This is a genomic window from Erysipelatoclostridium sp. An173, from assembly GCF_963931465.1.
Lineage (GTDB): Bacteria > Bacillota_I > Bacilli_A > Erysipelotrichales > Coprobacillaceae > Thomasclavelia > Thomasclavelia merdavium.
The window spans coordinates 628245-644230 of record NZ_OZ007017.1; the positions used below are offsets into that span (position 1 = coordinate 628245).

Genomic DNA, 15986 nt, shown 5'->3' on the forward strand with positions numbered 1-15986 from the left:
GTGTTTTATTGATTTTAATAAAAGATGAAGAGATAAAAACGGGATTTTTGTTGTTATATTCAACTAATTTGTAAGCGCTAAATTTTATTTAAAAAGTTCTTTAAAATAGGAATATTAGGTGGTATAATTGTCATATAGAAATTTTTAAGGAGGAGTCATAAAATGGCAGAAAAATTATCTTTCGTTGTATCTGATCCTGTTGGATTACACGCTAGACCAGCTACTATCTTAGTTAACCAAGCTAGTAAATTTACAAGTGATATTAAGTTAGTATACAATGGAAAAGAAGTTAACTTAAAATCAATCATGGGAGTTATGTCTTTAGGTGTTCCAACTAAAGCTACAGTTGAAATTGTTGCTGAAGGTGAAGACGAAAAAGATGTAATTGCTTCTATTGCTAAAGTTATCAAAGAACAAAAAGTAGCAGAATAAAATAATTGATACAAAAGAGATCTTCGGATCTCTTTTCGTTTTTTAGTTGCAATAATTATTTTGGGACTAGTATAATAGATATAGTTTTTTATGGAGGTTTACCAATGACAAAAAAAGTAAAAACTAATGCATTAAGAATGCTAGATCGAGCAAAAATTAACTATGAAATTAAAGAATATCAATATGATGAAGATCATTTAAGCGGAGAGCATATTATTGATCAGGTCGATATGGACGCTAAAGATATTTTTAAAACATTAGTTTTAAAAGGAAATAATGGCTATCTAGTTTGTTGTATCCCGGTTTTAGAACAAATTGATTTAAAGAAACTTGCAAAGCTTTCAAATAATAAAAGTGTCGAAATGATTCATATGAAAGATTTATTAGGAGTAACTGGTTATATTAGAGGTGGTTGTTCACCAGTAGGAATGAAGAAAAAGTTTCCCACTTTTTTTGATTCATCAATTGATCAATGCCAAAATGTGGCTTTAAGTGCCGGTAAACGTGGGTATCAAATGATCGTAAATGCTAAAGAACTATTAAATTATTTAGATGCCCAAGTTGGTGATGTGATTAGGAGATAGAAGATGATTCAATGTTATTATGGTACTGGTAAAGGGAAGACAACAGCAGCTATTGGACAAGCGATTCGATTAGCTGGTGCTAATAAAAGAGTGTTGTTTATTCAATTTTTAAAAGATGGTAATAGTAGTGAAATTAAAATGTTAGAACGTTGTGGGATAAAAGTATTATTTAAAAAAATGCCACAGATGTTTGTTGATATGCAAGATCCTAAGATGATTAAACAAGTTAGTAATATGGAAAATGAATTATTTGATATGATAGATGAAAGTTATGATGCTATTGTATTAGATGAAATTTTAGATGTAATTACATTAAGTTTAATTAATGAAGGTAAGGTTTATGATTTGTTAGTGAAAATGAAAGATAGTCATGAAATTATATTAACAGGACGAATGCCAAGTCATAAAATCAAGCCAATTCTTGATTATTCAAGTGAAATCAAAAAACATAAACATCCTTTTGATTTAGGAATTAAAGCTCGACATGGGATCGAATATTAAACACTTTTATCTTATTTTCGTTAAAAATTTACCGGATACAGCAAACGCTTACAATATAGTGTTACTAAAAATAGGGATAAAAGTATTTTTTGGGAATATAGCTAAGATGTAAACGCTAACTTTTTGATAAAATTGTAACAATTTCGATACTAAAACAAGTAGTAAAATTAAATTGAATTTGCTATAATTAAAACAAGAGGTGAAAACAATGAGTTATAATGAAGAATATCAAAGATGGTTAAATTGTGAAAGTCTAGATCCATCATTAAAAGCAGAATTAGCAAGTATGAATGAAAAGGAAAAAGAAGATGCCTTTTATATGAATTTAGAGTTCGGTACTGCCGGAATGAGAGGGATTCTTGGAGCAGGAACTAATCGAATGAATATTTATACAATTAGAAAGGCAAATGTTGGTTTTGCTAAATATGTTGCTGGGCTACCAGAGGGGAAAGAAAGAGGGGTAGCTATTGGTTATGACAATCGCCATATGTCATATAAATTTGCAATTGAAAGTGCTAAAGTTTTAGCTACTTATGGAATTAAATCTTATGTTTTTGAAAGCTTAAGACCAACTCCAGAATTATCATTTGCAGTTCGTTACTTAAAATGTGCTGGTGGTATTATGATTACAGCAAGTCATAATCCAAAAGAATACAATGGTTATAAAATTTATGATGATACTGGATGTCAATTAATTCCAGAATGGGCTGACGAAGTTGTTGGTTACGTAAATGAAGTTAAAGACGAATTAGCTGTAGAAGTAGTAAGTGATGATGAAGCTTATCCATATATTAATTGGATTGGTGAAGAAGTTGACGAAGCTTACTATAAAGAAGTTATGGCAATTGAAATTAATCCAGGTATGGATAAAAAAGATTTCAAAATTGTCTTCTCACCACAACATGGTACTTCTAACTTACCAGTAAGAACATGTTTAACACGTTTAGGATATGATGTTGTTCCAGTATTGGCTCAATGTGCACCAGATCCAGATTTCACAAATACTGAATCACCAAATCCTGAAATTGCTTGTTCTTATGATCTTGCAATCAAAAAAGCTAAAGAAGTTGATGCTGATGTAGTGGTAATTTGTGACCCTGATGGTGACCGTTTAGGTGTTGTTGCTAAACACGAAGGTGAATATGTATTAATGTCAGGTAACCAAAGTGCTGCAGTTTACTTGGAATATATTTTAAGTGAACTTAAAAAACAAGGTAAATTACCAGACAATGCAGTAATGTATAATACAATTGTTACTAGTGATTTAGGTGAATTAGTCGCTAAATCATATGGTGTTGAAGTTGAAAAAACTTTAACAGGATTTAAATTTATCGGAGATAAGATTCGTAAATATGAAAAAACTAAAGAAAAAGAATTTGTTTTTGGATATGAAGAATCATATGGTTGCGTAGTAAAAGACTTCGTTCGTGATAAAGATGCTGTTCAAGCAGTAGTTATGGCAGCAGAAGCTGGTAACTTCTATAAAAAACAAGGTAAAGATTTAATCGATGTATTAAATGAACTATATGCTAAACATGGAACATTCAAAGAAACTCAAATTGCATTAAGCAAAGCTGGTGCTGATGGAGCTAGAAGAATTAAAGAAATCATGGATAATTTAAGAAAAGATGCTCCAGCTAAAATTGGTGATTATGCTGTAGTTGCAGTTGAAGATTACCAAAGTAGCGAAAGAGTTGAAAATGGTACTACTACAACAATCGATTTACCAAAATCTAACGTATTAAAATATTATTTAGAAGATGGTTCTTGGATTGCTGCTCGTCCTAGTGGAACTGAACCAAAATGTAAATTCTATTTCTCAATTAAGGGAACTGATGCTAAAGACGCTAGTGACAAAACAGAAGTATTCCAAAAAGATATGATGAATATTATTGGTGAATAATACAAAAAGACAAAAAACGTTGATTTTATCAACGTTTTTTTAATGATGTTCTGTAATTTCCGTTTATTTTCCGCTTATTTCCGTTTAAAAACATTATTTATGCATATTATTTAAGTTTGTTTAAGTCGAAATCAATAAGCTGAGCAACTTTTTGGTTCATAGAGTTTAATACATCTGCATAGATATCAGCAGTGGTAGATATATCATTATGACCAAGATGAGCGGATACAACTTTGATATCAACATTATTCATTAAAAGTAATGTTGCATTAACATGCCTTAAAAAGTGAACTGTTATATATTCATAATCAGTTCCTTTTTTTATTTTATTAAGACGAGTTCCAACACTATTACGATGGATAAAATCACCAAATGGATTACTAAAAACTAGATTTTTATCTTGATAGACATTTTTAAGATATACTTTTCTTTCATTTTGTTCTTCTTTAACCATTTTTAATAAGTTATATATACTATCAGACATTCCTAAAGTTCGATAACTATTTTCTGTTTTAGGAGGCCCCACTATAGCACCTCCTCTAGGAAAATTGACAGTTTTATTGATAGTGATAGTTCTTTTATTGAAATTAATGTTATCCCAAGTCAAAGCCAAAGTTTCACCAATACGCATTCCTGTATAAATCTGAAATCGGATAATAGCATTGTAGACATCAAATTCCTCCGTTTTATGTAAAATATCCTGGATTTGTTCAGGTTCAAGTGGTGGTAATTTCTTGCTTCTGTTTTTCTTTGGTTTGATAGCATTTTTGCATGGATTATCTTTAATCCATCCTTGTGTGACTGAGATATTCAACAGTCTGCTTAACATTGAATAAATTTCTTTGACATATGAGTCCTTATAATACTGTTTGGGTTTTAATGGTTTACCAGTCTTTGGATTAGTCATAATCGATATTTCATTTAGAAACATAGTGACTCTATTTGTGGTAATATCACCAATTCTAAGATGACCAAGTTTAGGTAAGATCTTTGAGTTAACAATATTTTCCATTCCGATAAAAGTAGCATCTCTTAAATTATTTGGAGCGTAGTAAGTTTTATACCAATCCCAAACTTCAGATAATCTTTTTTCTGAGCCAAGATTTTGTTGCTTTTCAAATTGAAATTGCATTTCAGTTTCAATTTCTTTAGCCATTTTTCTAGCTTTACGAATCCCCATATCTTTTGGAGGAGAAAATGTTTTGTATTTTCTTTTTTGAACATAGTTTCCTGCTTCATCAATTTGATATCCATCATAAACAGTAATATCGAAGGAAATTGATCCATCTTTCTTTTTTCTTTCATATATGCTCATATTAATCCTCCAATTGTTTGATGAATATTTTTAAATCAGACAAATTAACATTATTCATTTTTAGATTTTTTAATGTTGTTATAGAGTTGCTATCTAAAAGAAGAACTTTTGTAACAAAGTCATCATGATTTTGATAATTATCTTCTTTATAAATGTAATCAAGACTAACACCATATAATTGAGGTAGTAAACACAGAACTTTATTAGTAGGATTAAGTACATCTTTTTCATAGGCGCATAAAGTCTTTCTATTTAGAAAACCTAAAATTCTTTGGACATCAGCTTGACTATATCCAGCATTTAATCTAGCTATTTGTAAACGTGTTTTATATTCTTTTTTTGGTTTCATAATGTATACTCCTTATAATGAATTGTTGATTAGCAGATTATTTGAACAAAAAAATGAAAGAACGAGTCAAATAAAATTAATAAATATAATAAAACAGTTAAAATAAATTGAGAAAATAATATGCAAATTATCTTAACTGTTTTTATTATTATATTTAAGGAGATCGACATACAAAAAAAGAAAGGGTCATCGGATTGCCGTCCTACCTTCCTTTTTCCCAAAAACATATGTATGTCTTGTACATGACTATGATAACATTTAAAACACTTTCTTTCAATAATTATTCCCAGGATTTTTATAACGAAGATATTAAATCATTAGATCTTAATAAAGTTAAATGTACCTGCGGTTCTACCGGACATTTTCATCGTCATGCCTGCTATCAGCGTTATCTGGCTGTTGATGCTGATCATACGGTTGTAATTTCTATCATCAGGATCAAATGCGACAGCTGTGGTTGCACACATGCTCTTCTTCCAAGTATTATCATACCTTATCGGATATTATCAAATCCATCGATAATCAGAATAACCAAATCTTATCGCAATATCACAGATTCATGTACTGTTATTTCAAAGATAACTGAATTGCGTTATAATTATCAGTGTAATTAGATTGCATAAAATTTAAAGATTCCATAATCTAATTATACCAAAAACGACAATGATAATCATTAAAGATAATCATTGTCGTTTTCTTTTTTAGGTAACTTTACGAATATTTATTTCGTTACAGCCCCTTTTTAAATAATCTGAAAATGTTTTAAAGCTTTGAAGATGCCATCATTTTTAACAACATCAGTGACATAAGTGGCTGCTTTTTTGGCTGCCTCTCTACCACTGCCTACACAGATACTTGTACCAGCACATTCAAACATAGGAATATCCACTTCAGCATCACCAAAAGCATAAATATCAACTTGATCTATTTGTAGATAATCTATTAATTGTTCAATGGCTTTCTTCTTATCAATATGAGGTAAAGCACAGTCACCAAATAAAGCTTCTTCTCTTTGACCACCCCAAGTTAAACATTGAAATTGTGGAAAATGCTCTTTGAAATCAAGATAATCTTGATAACTATTTAAAATATAATTGATTTTTGTAATATTTTCTTGATACATGCTTTCAGGAAATGTCATCATTGGATAAATATCACGAATTTTAATATCACCTTGATGACCATATTTTTGATAAGTAGGAACCGCTCTTGTTTCAAAATCATGGGAACCATATAAACCATCATTCCCTTCCATGAAATAACATAAATCATGACAATCTAAATAATCAGTAATTTCTTTCACTTGTGCTAATGAAAGTTTTTGATCTTTTAGCACCTTTCCTTCACATTCAATATAAGCACCATTTCCACAAATCATACCACTGACTTCAATATCTCCTACAGTTGCACGATTACGTGTTCTTCCTGTCACAACAAATACATAATGTCCTAAATCTTTCGCTTGTTTTAATGCATCTTTGCAACTTTGAGGAACGGTCCCATCATAGCTGATTAGTGTACCATCAACATCAAATAATAGTAATTTTTTATTCATGATTTTCACCTTGATGAATATAGGCAAGAACTAAGCGATACGTATTTTCTACAGCTTGGATATGTGTTCTTTCCATACCATGTGAAGCATGAACGCCCGGTCCTATTAAAGCACCTTTGATGTTTTGTCCACCTCTTAAAGCAGCAGAAACATCACTACTATAGAATGGATAAATATCAACTGCATATTGTAAATTCTCTCTTTTTGCAAGTTCTATAAATGTAGATGTGATTTCATAGTCATAAGGGCCACTGGAATCTTTCGCACAAATACTGACATCATATTCACTACAAGCTAAATCTTCTCCAATACATCCCATATCTACCGCAATCAATTCATCAACATTTGAATCAACATAGCTACTACCATGCCCCACTTCTTCAAATGTAGAAATCATAAAGTAAAGATTATGTTGAGGTTGAATATGATTTTGTGATAAATATTTCAAAACACCAAAAAGTATCGCAACACTCATTTTATCATCTAAAAATCTTGACTTAATAAATCCTGAATCAGTGAATGTTGTTTTAGGTTCAATCGCAATATAATCACCATTATCAATACCAAGCTTTTTTACATCTTCTTTTGTTTTAACGACTTCATCAAGACGAATATGCATTGTATCACATGATCTTTCTTTGTCTTTAGAATCTTTATAAACATGAGCAGCAGGTGAATTGGAAAGAATTGTTCCTGTATAAACATCATGATTTCTTGTCATAATACGACAATATTCACCATCTAATGTTGGAATAATAGGACCACCAACATTCGTAAAAGCTAAAGTTCCATCATCTTTAATACTTCTGACCATTAATCCTAGTGTATCAACATGAGCACAGAACCCAATTGTATAATCATCTTGTCCATCTACGAATATTTGTAGATTACCTTTTTTAGTCAGTTTTGTTTCAAATCCTAAATTTTGTGCTTCTTTTTGACAATATTCAATGACTTCTTTAGTATAACCAGAAGGACTGTCAATCGCCATAATATCTTTTAAAATAGAAAGTATGTATTCATTCATAAATTTTCTCTTCCTTGATGGGCTGCATTTATAATTTGTGATAAAGTGATTTCATTTAATTTTTGTTTATATTGATATTCAGCAGCATTTAAATAATCAACAATAAAATCTTCTGTTTCCTTAACCTTTAAATGAGAATCAAAAACCTTATCAACCAAATGTGTTGTTTTCACAAAAGGTTCTTTTCCTTCCATAGCTTCAAAAATATCCAATAAAGAAATATTTTCAAGCGATTTTGTTAAAACAAAACCACCACGCTTATTAGCCATAGATTGAATCAAACCAGAAACAACAAGTTGTCTGGTGATTTTTTTAAGATAAGAATCTGATACCGATAGTTTTTCACTCAGTTCATGACTTTTAATGGGTTTATCATTGGCACCTATTAAAAGTAATATACAAATAGCTTGTTCGAAACTCTTTCTAATCTTCATTTTCATCACCTTCTTTTCTATTTTAACAGAAAAAGAACTCTTTGTATCTAAAAGAGTTGACAATTATTTGTAAATTTATATAATAATCTTTAGATATTTAATATCCATAGATATTAAATATCTAAAGATTATAAAGAAAGAAGGAGTTTTATGATTAAACAGGAGTGGAAGAATATTTTTCGCCATACTTGGATGAAGATTGTTCTTGTAGCGATTATCTTGATACCAAGTTTATATGCTTGTATTTTTTTAGGTTCTATGTGGGACCCATATGGAAATACAGGAAAGATTCCCGTAGCTGTGGTGAATCTTGATTTGCCAGTCAAGTATGAGAATCGTACTTTGGATGTAGGGAGAGAATTAACAGAGCGTCTTAAGGATAATACAACTATGGATTTTCAATGCGTGGATAAAAGCAAAGCACAGATGGGATTAGAGGATGGTCAATATTATATGATCATTACTATTCCTGAAGATTTTTCAAAAAATGCAACAACACTTTTAGATGAACAACCACAAAAAATGAAACTTCATTATACAACGAATCCGGGAAGTAACTACATTGCTTCTAAAATGGATGATTCAGCAATTGAAAAAATCAAATCAGAAGTTTCACAAACTGTGACAAAAACATATGCTCAAACAATTTTTGAACAAATTACAACGTTAACAGATGGTTTAAAACAAGCCAATGATGGGACACATCAATTATCTGATGGAAGTCAAGCATTGGTAGATGGAAACCAACTGATTTCAGATAATCTTCAAGTTTTAGCAGACAGTACACTTTCATTTGAAAACGGAGCACAAACACTGACAAAAGGATTAAAAGATTATACGGAAGGTGTTTTAACAGTGCATAATGGTGTCTATACTTTAAAAGATGGATTGGACACATTGTATCAATCAACACAACCACTTCATGATGGAGTGGAGGCATTATCTCAGGGGTCTTCAGTATTAAACACAGGACTACAACAATATACAAAAGGTGTTTCAAGTGTTTATCAAGGAACACAACAACTTATGAAAAATCAAGAACCAATAACTCAAGGAATGCAAAGTTTGGATCAAGGAACTGATAAACTTATAGAAGGCAATCAACAGGTTTATCAAGGATTGAATCAACTCAATCAACAGTTATCTTCAATCAATACGGAACAAATACAAACAATCACACAGGCTAATGATTCTTTAAATCAAGCAACAATATTGTTGAATCAATTGATGTCTTCCAATCCATCAATGGCTCAAAAATGGATGAACCAAAAGTTAAGTGATGCAGAAGCCAAGAATATCGCTTTGAATCAACAAGATGTACAGTATCTTTTAACACATTATTCGTATATAGAATTAGAAAAAAGTGTAATCACAGGGAATCAAGAAGCTATCCGTCAATTCAGTACAAGTTTAACACAAGTGTATAAAAATACACAAAAACTAGAAAAAGGAAGCCAACAACTCCAAAGTGGTTTAGAAGACTTGAATACATCAGTGAGAACATCATTAATACCGGGTATTGAAGCTTATATGAAAGGTGTTAGTCAGATTCATGATGGTATAGGTAAATTAGAACATCAAAATCAAACATTATTGCAGGGAAGTCAACAATTAACAGATGGATTATTATCGTTTAAACAACAGACACCAGCTCTTTTTGGTGGAATAGAACAATTGAATCAAGGAGTAAAAGCATTATATGATGGTACAACCACATTAATATCTCAAAATGAAACAATCATGCAAGGATCAACACAATTAACTCAAGGTTCAACACAGATTAAAGCAGGTGCAAAACAGCTGAGTGATGGTTCATTAACATTAAGTGATGGTTTACAGACACTTCAAAATGGGACTCGAAAATTAGATGAAAGTTTGAAGGAAGGAGTAGAAAAGGCTAATTTTCATATTCAAGATTCAACGTTGGATATGATGTCCGCACCAGTAGAAACAAGTCATGAAGCGATTTCCACAGTCACAAACAATGGTCATGCGATGGCACCTTATATGATGAGCGTGGCTTTATATGTTGCTGCTTTAGCTTTTACACTTATGTATCCAATAAGAAAAGGTATAAAAAAAGCTTCATCACCATTCAAGTATTGGCTATCAAAAGCCTCTGTGATGTATAGTGTATCAACATTATCAGCTATCATTTTAATCACAAGTTTAAGATGGATATGTGGCTTTGAACCTCAACAATTATTGATGACTTATCTCTTTGCGATTATTGTTTCAGCTGCTTTTATGTCACTTGTGATGTTGTTGTCACTGACAACAGGTTATATAGGAGAATTTTTATTGTTAGTCTTTATGATTTTAAATTTAGGTGGATCAGCAGGAACTTATCCATTAGAAACATCAAGTCTATTTTATCAATGGCTACATCCATTTGTCCCTTATACTTATAGTGTCAATGGATTTAGAAAAGTCATTAGTATGACAGAAATGCCCATTACAAATGAAATCATCATCTTTTTAGGAATTCTTATGATTTGTTCACTTCTTACAATTCTTTATTATCGTTTTAAAAATAAAGAAGATAAACATCTTATTCCACAGGCATTTGAAAAAGTTAATGAATAAATATGTATATTTCTTCATTCTTTGATCATGATATGAATATGGAGGTTAAGATGATGAAAAAATATTAGCATTACTTTTATGTATGACTGTATTTACTGGTTGTAGTAGTCAGACAGATACATCGGATGATACAGCCAATAACAATCGTTCAACAGATAATGTGACAGAAAATGAAAATAACAATAACACACCAACTAACAAAACAGATGATTGGTATGCTCAATTTGAAAATGGCTTGAAAGAAGGAAACATTGATTATTCTTCTAAAAATGTCTTAGATGCAACAAATGTTGGTGGTGTAGAAGGTTATCGTTATGTAACGGATAATGGAAATATTGACGTTTATCGTTATGAAGATGGTGATGAGTTTGAACGTATCATGGATGAAAAAACAATTGGTGATGATAAAAAGAAAGTAGAAGTCAATGACCATATGGTGATTGTATCTGATGGGTTATCAGAAGATGTATTGGATATATTTAGAAATTTAAAATAAATAGGAAAGGTCTTGTAGAAATACAGGACTTTTTTGTACTGTTTGACTATAATATAATCAAAAAGAAAGGAAAAATCATAATGAAGCTTATCACAACAGGAACAGAAAATTTTAAAGAATTCATTGATAAGATTTATTATTATGTTGATAAGACAATGCTTATAGATGATGTCTTAAGCGATAAGGTCATGTTGTATACAAGCCCTAGACATTTTGGAAAGACATTAAACATGAGTATGCTTTATTATTTCTTTTCTAATCAGGAAAAAGAAAATGCTTATCTTTTTGAGGGTTTGAATGTATCAAAACATCAATATCTCATGCTTCATCAAAATTAATATCCTGTCATTTTTCTATCTTTGAAAGATATGAATGCAATACTTTTCAATCTCAGATTTATATTTTTGCCAATATCATTGCAAATATTGTTGATAAATATAGTGATATACAAAATAGTGATATAAACATCAATATTAATGAATTACATATGTCTTTAAAAGATATTTCATCTATTCTATTTAACTATTATCATCAAAAAGTCATCATTCTCATAGATGAATAATACAAAAAGACAAAAAACGTTGATTTTATCAACGCTTTTTTGTTTAAAAATATTATTTAAGTTTGTTTAAATCGAAATCAATAAGTTAAGCAACTTTTTGATTAATTAAGTTTAAAATTGTTACATAGAATTAGTAGTGATATGATGGATATATTATTATAATTTAAAATGAAATTAAGAAATAATTTTTTATAAGTTTTAAAAATTCTTGGGGCAATTGAATTTATTCCCAATTGAATATATGAAATGTTAACAAATAGCCAATTGATTGGCTTTAAAAAGAAGTAAAATGGCTATACTAAATAATAAATCATAAAATATAACAATATATATCTATAAGTACAAACATTTGCGTTTATACTTATAGATATATATTGATTTTTTAGTTTGTTAAATGATATTATATCTATAAGTACAAACGTAAATGATTAAAGATGGAGGTGTAATATGATAAAACGTGATTTTTATTTAGAAGAATTGAAATCAAGTATGTGGGATGGACAAATAAAAGTAATTACTGGCTTGAGAAGGGTTGGAAAATCGGTACTTTTATTTGAATTGTTTAAGAATTATTTATTGTCTATAGGAGTATTAGAAGAAAACATTATAATAATTTCATTAGATCAGAGAAAGTATTACAAATATCGAAATCCTATCTTATTATGTGATTATGTTGAATCTATTATAAACAATAGTAAAGATCAATATTATGTTTTTATTGATGAAATTCAAATGAGTATAAAAACTATTGATAAAGAAAATGGTAATATTGAGGTCACTATATACGATATGCTCAATGAATTAAAATCATATAAGAATTTAGATGTCTATGTTACTGGCTCTAATTCAAAAATGCTGGCTAGTGATATTTTGACTGAATTTAGAGGACGATCTACTCAGATTCATGTTTATCCTTTATCATTTGAAGAATATTATTCTTTTAAAGGTGGAGATGAAGCGAGATGTTTAAATGAATATATGCTTTATGGGGGCATGCCTAGATTAACGGAATTAAATGATGATAATGCTAAAAAAAGATATCTAATCTCGCTGTATGAAGAAGTTTATATCAAAGATATTAAAGAAAGAAATGGCATAGAAAGAGAAGATATATTAGAAGAGATACTTGATTATTTATCATCACAAATTTCTTCGTTAACAAATCCTACAAAAGTTGCAAATGTGATATCTAGTGAGAAAAAAGAAAAAATTGACAATAATCTTGTCAGTCATTATATAAATCATTCGGTCAATGCTTTTTTGATTTTAATCGCTAAAAGATATGATATCAAAGGAAAATCATATTTCAAATATCCAAATAAGTATTATTTTACAGATGTTGGCTTAAGAAATGCACGTTTGAATTTTAGACAGTTTGATCCGGGACATTTAATGGAAAATATAATTTATGTTGAGTTGAAGAGAAGAGGCTACTCAGTAGATATTGGTGTGGTATATGATCGACATAATAAAACAACAGCTGTTAAAGAGGTAGACTTTGTAGTTAACGATGGGGATAGAAGAATATATATACAGTCTGCATTAAGAATGGAAGAAGACAGTAAAATAAATTCTGAAATTCATTCGTTGATGTTAACAAATGATTTTTTTAAAAAAATAATTATTAGAAATGATATCTATCATAATTATTATGATAACGATGGTATTTTTCATTGTAGCTTGATTGATTTTCTGTTAAACAGAGTAGATTTATTTTAATTAAGAATATTATATATTATAGAGATAGGTTCTTTTTTTATTTGATGATAACATAAGAAAATAGAAGGATAAAATAAGTTGATTGATTCAACAAATTTTATTCCTTCTTAATTTTTATTTACCCATTATTGAGTAAGAACCTAGAGATTTAATGCTCTTTTTATATAGATTTTTGGTAAATATTGCAATTGCTGATATGGTTTGGACAGAAATAAAGAAGATTCTTGATTTTAATTAAAATTTTGTTTGATTTTGGTTTATTTTTTATGAAAAAATAAGATTTTTGCTTTGAAAAGCTAAATATTGTTTTCTCTTTTTTATATGATTGCTAATATTGATTTAAGGTGTCATAATATTCTTAAAGGATGAGGGTTACTTAATAGGAGGGATATTTATGCCATTAGAAAGAGGTGCAGCAATTATAATTGGCTTTGCAATGATTTGTGTGTCGATCTATTATTATTTTTCTAAGAAACCAGTAACTATATATAATAATTCAAATCCACCAGGAGTAGATCAGATTACTAATGTCAGATCATATAATCATGCAACTGCACGGCTGATGCTGGTTTATGGAGCAATTTTTATTTTTGAAGGATTAGTTATTACTAATAGGTTAATGTGTTTTTTTCTTGTAGTTTTGACAGTCATGCCAGGTATAGTAGTGGTAATGGCAATATTTGAAAGTTTTATTTTAAAAAAGTATCTAAAATAATGATTATTAGAATAGAAAGTATATCTTTTATTTTAGTGAATATTAAAAAAGTTAATAAATGATAACCTTCCATTAGATGGCACATGGAAACATTGTCAAGGGAGTTTTTTATATTAGAATGTAGAAATACAAAATATAAAAGAACTTAATTTTGGTATTACGAAAATCTGCAATTTTCTAAATATTATTTGCTTAAGATGATAATCGTGGTTACTATCCTGATTATGTATCAAAAAGAATATTAGGAGAAAAGTTAATTGAAATATTTACACAACAATAGGATTCTATTTTCAGATAATTAATAAATAGTTACTATTTGGGTTAAAAATGTAAGAATTTATTTTTTATATTCAACAATTTTTAAAGTTTGTTTATAGTTATAATATTTTTGATGAATTATTATCATATAAAGAGGATTTATTGACAAGCAGTTTTATTGATGTAGAATTATTTTATAGAGTTAAAAGAGTAAAGTAAAAAATGAAGAAGAATTAGGTGAAGATTATAGCAATGAAGCAAGTGTTTTAGTATCTTATAAATATATAGGTGCTGAAAATTTAGAAGATCGCGATGTTTTGACTTTAACTAAATTTGATGACGATGGTGATCCAACAATAATGGCTATTGCGGCAACTGATCGAGAGAAAAAACAGTTACAGTACCAGTAGGTGAATATATGTTGACTTCTAATTATTTACAAGAAGAATATTTTGAGATTGAAAATCAAGATCAGCGTGTTTATATTACCTGTGATTATAATGAAGGCAAATTTACTATTGATATTTCAGATGATTCTTAAAACCAGTATAATATTTACTACATATAAAAATTTAGAAGATGAGTTATATAAAGCTCATCTTTTTGATATTTTAGAATGTAAATAGTATTTTCAAATTAAATAATGAATAAATAAAAAAATGTAAATGATATTTCAATGTCATTTACATTTATTTTTTTAATCATTTTTCTATGAAATAATGAACTTGCAAAGGAGGAAGTTTTATGGAAGAAAGATTACAACATCAAAAAATACCAAAATTATTATTTACACTAGCAATTCCATCGATATGTGGACAGATTGTTACATTAATTTATAACATGGTTGATCGTATGTATATAGGAAGATTACCAGATGGAGCTTTGGCAATGGCAGCTATTGGTTTATGTGTGCCACTTACAACTATTATTACCGCATTTAATGGTTTATTTGGTCGTGGTGGTGCACCATTAAGTTCAATTTTACTAGGAGAAAAGAAGAAAAAAGAAGCAAATAATATTTTAACAACAAGTTTTATTTGTTTAGTTATTACTTCTCTTGTCATTACAACAGTTGTCTGGTTATTTCAAGATCCGCTTTTATATCTATTTGGTGCCAATCACGAAACTATTCAATATGCAAGAGATTATATTTCTATTTATGCTTTAGGAACGATCTTTATTCAGCTTACTGTTGGGTGGAATTATTGAAGAAAAATGTGGATTAACTTATAGTCAAAGTATTGCAATTACGTGGCCTAAGTATTTATTAACTTGTTATCAAGATTATGTGGGGATTTTAAAATCATTTGCTTTAAATGTTATGAATGTTGATCCTGAAAATAAATCGTGTGATCAAATAGCTTATGAAGGAGTAAAAGCTTTTCAAGAAACATTATTAGAATTAGGTATAGCTAATAATGTTGAAGAGTTAGGTTTAAAAAAATATTGTGTAAATGATTTAGAAAAACAAATTAAACAAGCTGATTTAGAAAATTTAATTTCTAAACAGGATATTGAAACAATTATTAGATTATCATTAGGAGGTTAGT

At 29.2% G+C, this 15986-nt stretch carries 18 protein-coding genes; 13 read left to right on the plus strand and 5 right to left on the minus strand.

Annotation, left to right across the window (positions count from 1 at the left end):
* Positions 1–162: 162 nt before the first annotated feature.
* The 4 genes from ABGT36_RS03220 (at position 163) to ABGT36_RS03235 (ending at position 3420) form a co-directional block, all read left to right on the plus strand.
* A complete protein-coding gene (locus tag ABGT36_RS03220; RefSeq protein WP_087302794.1) occupies positions 163–432 on the plus strand; it encodes a phosphocarrier protein HPr in 270 nt (89 codons plus the stop codon).
* A gap of 104 nt (positions 433–536) precedes the next feature.
* Entirely contained in the window at positions 537–1016 is a 480-nt protein-coding gene (gene ybaK / locus ABGT36_RS03225; protein WP_087302792.1) for a Cys-tRNA(Pro) deacylase, read from the plus strand.
* A gap of 3 nt (positions 1017–1019) precedes the next feature.
* Positions 1020–1517 (plus strand): cob(I)yrinic acid a,c-diamide adenosyltransferase, encoded by a 498-nt coding sequence (locus ABGT36_RS03230; RefSeq protein ID WP_300082567.1) that lies wholly within the window; start codon positions 1020–1022, stop codon positions 1515–1517.
* A gap of 208 nt (positions 1518–1725) precedes the next feature.
* A complete protein-coding gene (locus tag ABGT36_RS03235; protein WP_087302788.1) occupies positions 1726–3420 on the plus strand; it encodes a phospho-sugar mutase in 1695 nt (564 codons plus the stop codon).
* Between the two features lie 106 nt (positions 3421–3526).
* Here ABGT36_RS03235 and ABGT36_RS03240 read toward each other — a convergent pair whose 3' ends face one another.
* Positions 3527–4735: a tyrosine-type recombinase/integrase gene (locus ABGT36_RS03240; protein ID WP_308697716.1), complete on the minus strand. Its 1209-nt coding sequence runs from the start codon at positions 4733–4735 to the stop codon at positions 3527–3529.
* 1 nt (position 4736) lies between these two features.
* Positions 4737–5084, minus strand: a complete 348-nt coding sequence (locus ABGT36_RS03245) for a helix-turn-helix transcriptional regulator (protein WP_087302784.1) — start codon at positions 5082–5084, stop codon at positions 4737–4739.
* Between the two features lie 242 nt (positions 5085–5326).
* On the opposite strand from ABGT36_RS03245, the gene ABGT36_RS03250 reads away from it, so the two are divergent.
* Positions 5327–5698: a DUF6431 domain-containing protein gene (locus ABGT36_RS03250; protein WP_143357602.1), complete on the plus strand. Its 372-nt coding sequence runs from the start codon at positions 5327–5329 to the stop codon at positions 5696–5698.
* A gap of 128 nt (positions 5699–5826) precedes the next feature.
* Here the strand turns inward: ABGT36_RS03250 and ABGT36_RS03255 are convergent, their stop codons facing one another.
* From ABGT36_RS03255 to ABGT36_RS03265, 3 genes are read right to left on the minus strand one after another with little or no spacing between them, the layout of a single operon-like run.
* Entirely contained in the window at positions 5827–6639 is an 813-nt protein-coding gene (locus ABGT36_RS03255) for an HAD family hydrolase (RefSeq protein WP_346676811.1), read from the minus strand.
* A complete protein-coding gene (locus ABGT36_RS03260; RefSeq protein WP_087303440.1) occupies positions 6632–7666 on the minus strand; it encodes a M42 family metallopeptidase in 1035 nt (344 codons plus the stop codon). Before ABGT36_RS03260 ends, ABGT36_RS03255 begins: the two co-directional genes overlap by 8 nt.
* Positions 7663–8100, minus strand: a complete 438-nt coding sequence (locus ABGT36_RS03265; protein WP_346676813.1) for an Rrf2 family transcriptional regulator — start codon at positions 8098–8100, stop codon at positions 7663–7665. Before ABGT36_RS03265 ends, ABGT36_RS03260 begins: the two co-directional genes overlap by 4 nt.
* A gap of 150 nt (positions 8101–8250) precedes the next feature.
* Between ABGT36_RS03265 and ABGT36_RS03270 the strand changes: the two genes are divergently transcribed.
* The 8 genes from ABGT36_RS03270 to ABGT36_RS03305 all read left to right on the plus strand — a co-directional run bounded on the left by ABGT36_RS03270 (position 8251) and on the right by ABGT36_RS03305 (position 15985).
* Positions 8251–10686 carry a YhgE/Pip domain-containing protein gene (locus ABGT36_RS03270; RefSeq protein ID WP_308697718.1) on the plus strand — a complete coding sequence of 812 codons (2436 nt, stop codon included), beginning with the start codon at positions 8251–8253 and terminating at the stop codon, positions 10684–10686.
* Positions 10687–10768: 82 nt separating this feature from the next.
* Positions 10769–11182, plus strand: a complete 414-nt coding sequence (locus ABGT36_RS03275; RefSeq protein ID WP_346676815.1) for a hypothetical protein — start codon at positions 10769–10771, stop codon at positions 11180–11182.
* An 80-nt stretch (positions 11183–11262) separates the two neighbouring features.
* A complete protein-coding gene (locus ABGT36_RS03280) occupies positions 11263–11520 on the plus strand; it encodes an AAA family ATPase (RefSeq protein WP_087303038.1) in 258 nt (85 codons plus the stop codon).
* Positions 11521–12191: 671 nt separating this feature from the next.
* Complete coding sequence (locus tag ABGT36_RS03285) at positions 12192–13463, plus strand: ATP-binding protein (RefSeq protein WP_087374622.1); 1272 nt, start codon at positions 12192–12194, stop codon at positions 13461–13463.
* A 394-nt stretch (positions 13464–13857) separates the two neighbouring features.
* On the plus strand, positions 13858–14178 hold the full coding sequence (locus tag ABGT36_RS03290; RefSeq protein WP_087374621.1) for a hypothetical protein: 321 nt from the start codon (positions 13858–13860) through the stop codon (positions 14176–14178).
* 676 nt (positions 14179–14854) lie between these two features.
* Entirely contained in the window at positions 14855–14977 is a 123-nt protein-coding gene (locus ABGT36_RS03295; protein ID WP_255375941.1) for a hypothetical protein, read from the plus strand.
* Positions 14978–15180: 203 nt separating this feature from the next.
* A complete protein-coding gene (locus ABGT36_RS03300; protein ID WP_308698280.1) occupies positions 15181–15645 on the plus strand; it encodes an MATE family efflux transporter in 465 nt (154 codons plus the stop codon).
* Positions 15629–15985: a hypothetical protein gene (locus tag ABGT36_RS03305; RefSeq protein ID WP_308698281.1), complete on the plus strand. Its 357-nt coding sequence runs from the start codon at positions 15629–15631 to the stop codon at positions 15983–15985. Before ABGT36_RS03300 ends, ABGT36_RS03305 begins: the two co-directional genes overlap by 17 nt.
* The last annotated feature ends 1 nt before the right edge of the window (position 15986 follow it).

Excerpts from the sequence above, each read along its gene's own strand:
- ABGT36_RS03220 (WP_087302794.1), top strand. The coding sequence starts at position 163 with ATGGCAGAAAAATTATCTTTCGTTGTATCTGATCCTGTTGGATTACAC.
- ybaK (WP_087302792.1), top strand. The coding sequence starts at position 537 with ATGACAAAAAAAGTAAAAACTAATGCATTAAGAATGCTAGATCGAGCA.
- ABGT36_RS03230 (WP_300082567.1), top strand. The coding sequence starts at position 1,020 with ATGATTCAATGTTATTATGGTACTGGTAAAGGGAAGACAACAGCAGCT.
- ABGT36_RS03235 (WP_087302788.1), top strand. The coding sequence starts at position 1,726 with ATGAGTTATAATGAAGAATATCAAAGATGGTTAAATTGTGAAAGTCTA.
- ABGT36_RS03240 (WP_308697716.1), bottom strand. The coding sequence starts at position 4,735 with ATGAGCATATATGAAAGAAAAAAGAAAGATGGATCAATTTCCTTCGAT.
- ABGT36_RS03245 (WP_087302784.1), bottom strand. The coding sequence starts at position 5,084 with ATGAAACCAAAAAAAGAATATAAAACACGTTTACAAATAGCTAGATTA.
- ABGT36_RS03250 (WP_143357602.1), top strand. The coding sequence starts at position 5,327 with ATGACTATGATAACATTTAAAACACTTTCTTTCAATAATTATTCCCAG.
- ABGT36_RS03255 (WP_346676811.1), bottom strand. The coding sequence starts at position 6,639 with ATGAATAAAAAATTACTATTATTTGATGTTGATGGTACACTAATCAGC.
- ABGT36_RS03260 (WP_087303440.1), bottom strand. The coding sequence starts at position 7,666 with ATGAATGAATACATACTTTCTATTTTAAAAGATATTATGGCGATTGAC.
- ABGT36_RS03265 (WP_346676813.1), bottom strand. The coding sequence starts at position 8,100 with ATGAAGATTAGAAAGAGTTTCGAACAAGCTATTTGTATATTACTTTTA.
- ABGT36_RS03270 (WP_308697718.1), top strand. The coding sequence starts at position 8,251 with ATGATTAAACAGGAGTGGAAGAATATTTTTCGCCATACTTGGATGAAG.
- ABGT36_RS03275 (WP_346676815.1), top strand. The coding sequence starts at position 10,769 with ATGACTGTATTTACTGGTTGTAGTAGTCAGACAGATACATCGGATGAT.
- ABGT36_RS03280 (WP_087303038.1), top strand. The coding sequence starts at position 11,263 with ATGAAGCTTATCACAACAGGAACAGAAAATTTTAAAGAATTCATTGAT.
- ABGT36_RS03285 (WP_087374622.1), top strand. The coding sequence starts at position 12,192 with ATGATAAAACGTGATTTTTATTTAGAAGAATTGAAATCAAGTATGTGG.
- ABGT36_RS03290 (WP_087374621.1), top strand. The coding sequence starts at position 13,858 with ATGCCATTAGAAAGAGGTGCAGCAATTATAATTGGCTTTGCAATGATT.
- ABGT36_RS03295 (WP_255375941.1), top strand. The coding sequence starts at position 14,855 with ATGTTGACTTCTAATTATTTACAAGAAGAATATTTTGAGATTGAAAAT.
- ABGT36_RS03300 (WP_308698280.1), top strand. The coding sequence starts at position 15,181 with ATGGAAGAAAGATTACAACATCAAAAAATACCAAAATTATTATTTACA.